Raw genomic sequence first — 3,251 nt, forward strand, 5'->3', positions numbered from 1 at the left:
CATCAGCACCGCGTCCACCGTGTGCGGATCGCGTTTCCATTTGAACCATGGACCTTTCGGCCGGCCGGCGACATAGGCTGAGTCCCAGCGCTTCAGCATGACGCCTTCGATGATCGGATGCGGCGGCACCCGGCGTAGTTCCTCAAGCGTTTGCCAATCCGTGAAGTCGACGAATGGCGAAAGATCGAAACGGCTCGGGTCGAGCGTTCCGACAAACGCTTCCAGCCGACCGCGCCGCTCGCGAAACGACAGCGCGCGCAAATCCTCGTCGCCGAGCTGGAGCAGATCGTAGCAGCGCATGAAGGCCGGGTATTGCTGCTGCATCTTCGGTGTCACCGTCTTGCGATTCAGCCGTTGCTGCAGATCCGAGAAGGTTCCCGTCGCCTCCCGGGGATCGCCGACCAGCAATTCGCCGTCCAGCGTTGCGGAAAAATGCATGGCCTCGGCGAGGTCCGGAAAGGCACCGGAGACATCGTCGCCGGTGCGCGAATAGAGCCGGCGGATACCGCCCTCGGCCGTCGCCTGGACACGGATGCCGTCCCATTTCCATTCGGCGGCATAATCCGCGGGATCGAGCTTTTCGAGATCGCCGTCACCGACCGGGTTCGACAGCATCACCGGGCGAAACAATGCCAACGCCGTGCTTCGTGGTCTTTCGGCCTTGCCTTCCAGCCACGCGAACAGCGCTGTGTAAGGCGGTGACAGCCCGTGCCAGAGCTCCTCGATCTCGGCCACGTCGACCTTGCCGAAATCGGCCAGCGCCTGTTTGGCCAGCCGCGCCGACATGCCGATGCGCAAGCCGCCGGTGACCAGCTTGATGATGGCAAAGCGCGCCGAGATGCCCGCGCTGTCGAGCAGCCCGGCCAGCACCTTGGGCCCGTCGGAGCGGCTTGCCGCCTGCAGTTTGGCCACGACTTCGCCCAGCGTCGGCTCGCGGTTCGCGATGTTTCCGGGCGTTTGCGGCCAGACCAGCGACACCGTTTCGGCGAGATCGCCGACATAGTCGTAGGAATAGCCGAACAGCACCGGATCCATGCGTTCGGTGACCAGCATGCGCAGCATCGCCGGCTTGACCGCGGCGATGTGGAGATCGCCGGTGATGGCAGCCAGCGCCAGCCCGCGATCGGGATCCTCGACGCTGCGGAAATAGTCGGTCAGCAAGGTCAGCTTGCCGTTGCGCGACGGCGTCAGCACCAGGCGGTCGAGAAGCTCGGCGAAGCGGTTCATGGCTTCAATCGCCCTCGTCCTCGTAGCCGACCAGATGCAGCGGCCGGGCGGCGATGCCTTCGAGCTCGCACCAGCGCACCAGCGCTTCCTCGCGGCCATGCGTCACCCAGATCTCCTCGGCTCCGGTCTCCTTGATCGTGGCGGTCAACTCATCCCAGTCGGCATGATCGGAGATGATCAGCGGCAGCTCGACGCCGCCTTGCTTGGCGCGCTGGCGAATGCGCATCCAGCCCGACGCGAAGCACGAGATCGGATCGGGAAAACGCCGCGCCCAGCGGTCGGCGAAGGCCGATGGCGGGCCGACGACGATGGCGCCGGTAAAATCATCCTTGCCGCCGCTTTCGACGGTCGCCGGTTCGAGGGTGCCGAGATCGATGCCTTGGCTCTGGTAATATTCACTGAGTTTGGCCAGCGCGCCATGGATGTAGAGCGGCCTGTCGTAGCCGGCGTCGCGCAACAGCCGCATCACCCTTTGCGCCTTGCCCAGCGCATAGGCGCCGACCAGATGCGAGCGCTCAGGGAACTGCGCTGCCGATTTCAGCAGGCGGGCGATTTCTTCTGTGTCGGGCGGATGGCGAAACACCGGCAGGCCGAAGGTCGCTTCGGTGATGAACACATCGCACGGGATCGGCTCGAATGGCGCGCAGGTTGCGTCCCTCTGCCGCTTATAGTCGCCGGAAGCGACGATGCGCGTGCCCTGATGCTCGACGGATATCTGCGCCGAGCCCAGCACATGGCCGGCTGGATGGAAGCTGACGCTGATGCCATTGAGTGCAATCGTCTCGCCGAGTTGTGCCGCTTGCGTCGTGCCAGCGAAATTCTCACCGTAGCGCAGGCCCATAATGTCGAGCGTTTGCCGCGTCGCCAGCACCGAGCGGTGGCCGGAACGCGCATGGTCGGAATGGCCATGCGTGATCAATGCCCGGTCGACCGGCCGGACCGGGTCGATGAAGAAATCGCCCGGCGGGCAATAGAGGCCCTCGGGCCGGGGATGAAGCAGGTCGCTGGCGCGCATGATCCCCCAAGATAGGATATAATTCCGCGGCGGGAAGCCTGTTGTAAGTCACTGCTGACTCCCGCATAGAGCACCGCCGGCTCGATCCGCCGGCAGGACCCATCGCCATGAAACCGCTTCAGGCCTCGTCCGGCGACTTGAACGCCGATCGCCGTGCCGATTATGCCGAGATGCTGCACGCGGACGGGGACCATGCGGCGGCGGCGGAGTTGCTGCTCGGCGCCCTGGAAATGACACCGCAATGGGCGATGGGCTGGTTTCGCCTCGGCGAGATGCAGCAGGCGGCGGGCGCGGCGGAGCTGGCCGCGCAGGCCTGGACGATGTCGCTGCAACTCGATCCATCGGATCGTCAAGGCGCTGCACTGAACCTGCAATTGATCGGCAAGGCGCCGGCGCCCGACGCGCTCCCCAGCGCCTTCGTCGAGACCTTGTTCGACCACTATGCCGAGAGCTTCGATGAGTCCCTGGTCGGCAGGCTGGGTTACCGCCTGCCTGGGATGCTCGACCAGGCCATTCGAGCGGCAAGGCCGGGACGCTTCCCGCTCGCTCTGGATCTCGGCTGCGGCACCGGCCTGATGGGGCAGAGGCTGCGGCCGATCGCCGACCGGCTGGAGGGTTATGACATTTCGGCCAAAATGCTAAGAAAGGCGCGGGCCAAGGGCGTCTACGATTTCCTCGACAAGGCCGATCTGCGGGATTTTCCCTATGCCGGTCCGAAAGCCGATCTGGTGACGGTGGCCGATGTTTTCATCTATGTCGGCGCGCTGGACGGCGTGGTGAAGACGATTGCCCGCTTGCTGGCGACGGACGGCCTGTTCGCGTTTTCCGTCGAAACGCTGGCTGGCGATGGCGATTTCGTGCTGCTGCCGTCGCGCCGCTACGCGCATGCGCAACACTATGTGCGCGACGTCCTGGCCGCCAACGGGCTTTCGGTCCTCTCACTGGAGCCAACCGTCATCCGGCAGGATCGTGGGGAACACGTCAACGGGTTGGTCGTTGTGGCCGGGGC

The 3,251-nt window shown here is 65.0% G+C and carries 3 protein-coding genes; 1 reads left to right on the top strand and 2 read right to left on the bottom strand.

What is annotated here, in order from left to right; translation table 11 throughout:
• Positions 1 to 1,227, bottom strand: a 1,227-nt coding sequence (locus EN939_RS26735; RefSeq protein ID WP_127270755.1) for a cisplatin damage response ATP-dependent DNA ligase, incomplete at its 3' end; no start/stop codon positions are given.
• Between the two features lie 4 nt (positions 1,228 to 1,231).
• Positions 1,232 to 2,242: a ligase-associated DNA damage response exonuclease gene (locus tag EN939_RS26740; protein WP_127270756.1), complete on the bottom strand. Its 1,011-nt coding sequence runs from the start codon at positions 2,240 to 2,242 to the stop codon at positions 1,232 to 1,234.
• A gap of 107 nt (positions 2,243 to 2,349) precedes the next feature.
• Here EN939_RS26740 and EN939_RS26745 point away from each other — a divergent pair.
• The coding region (locus tag EN939_RS26745) for a class I SAM-dependent DNA methyltransferase (protein ID WP_127270758.1) at positions 2,350 to 3,251 on the top strand (902 nt) is incomplete at its 3' end.

Source organism: Mesorhizobium sp. M7A.F.Ca.CA.002.05.1.1, from assembly GCF_003998335.1.
GTDB lineage: Bacteria > Pseudomonadota > Alphaproteobacteria > Rhizobiales > Rhizobiaceae > Mesorhizobium.

Coding starts and splice junctions, on each gene's coding strand:
- EN939_RS26740 (WP_127270756.1), bottom strand. CDS start 2,242: ATGCGCGCCAGCGACCTGCTTCATCCCCGGCCCGAGGGCCTCTATTGC.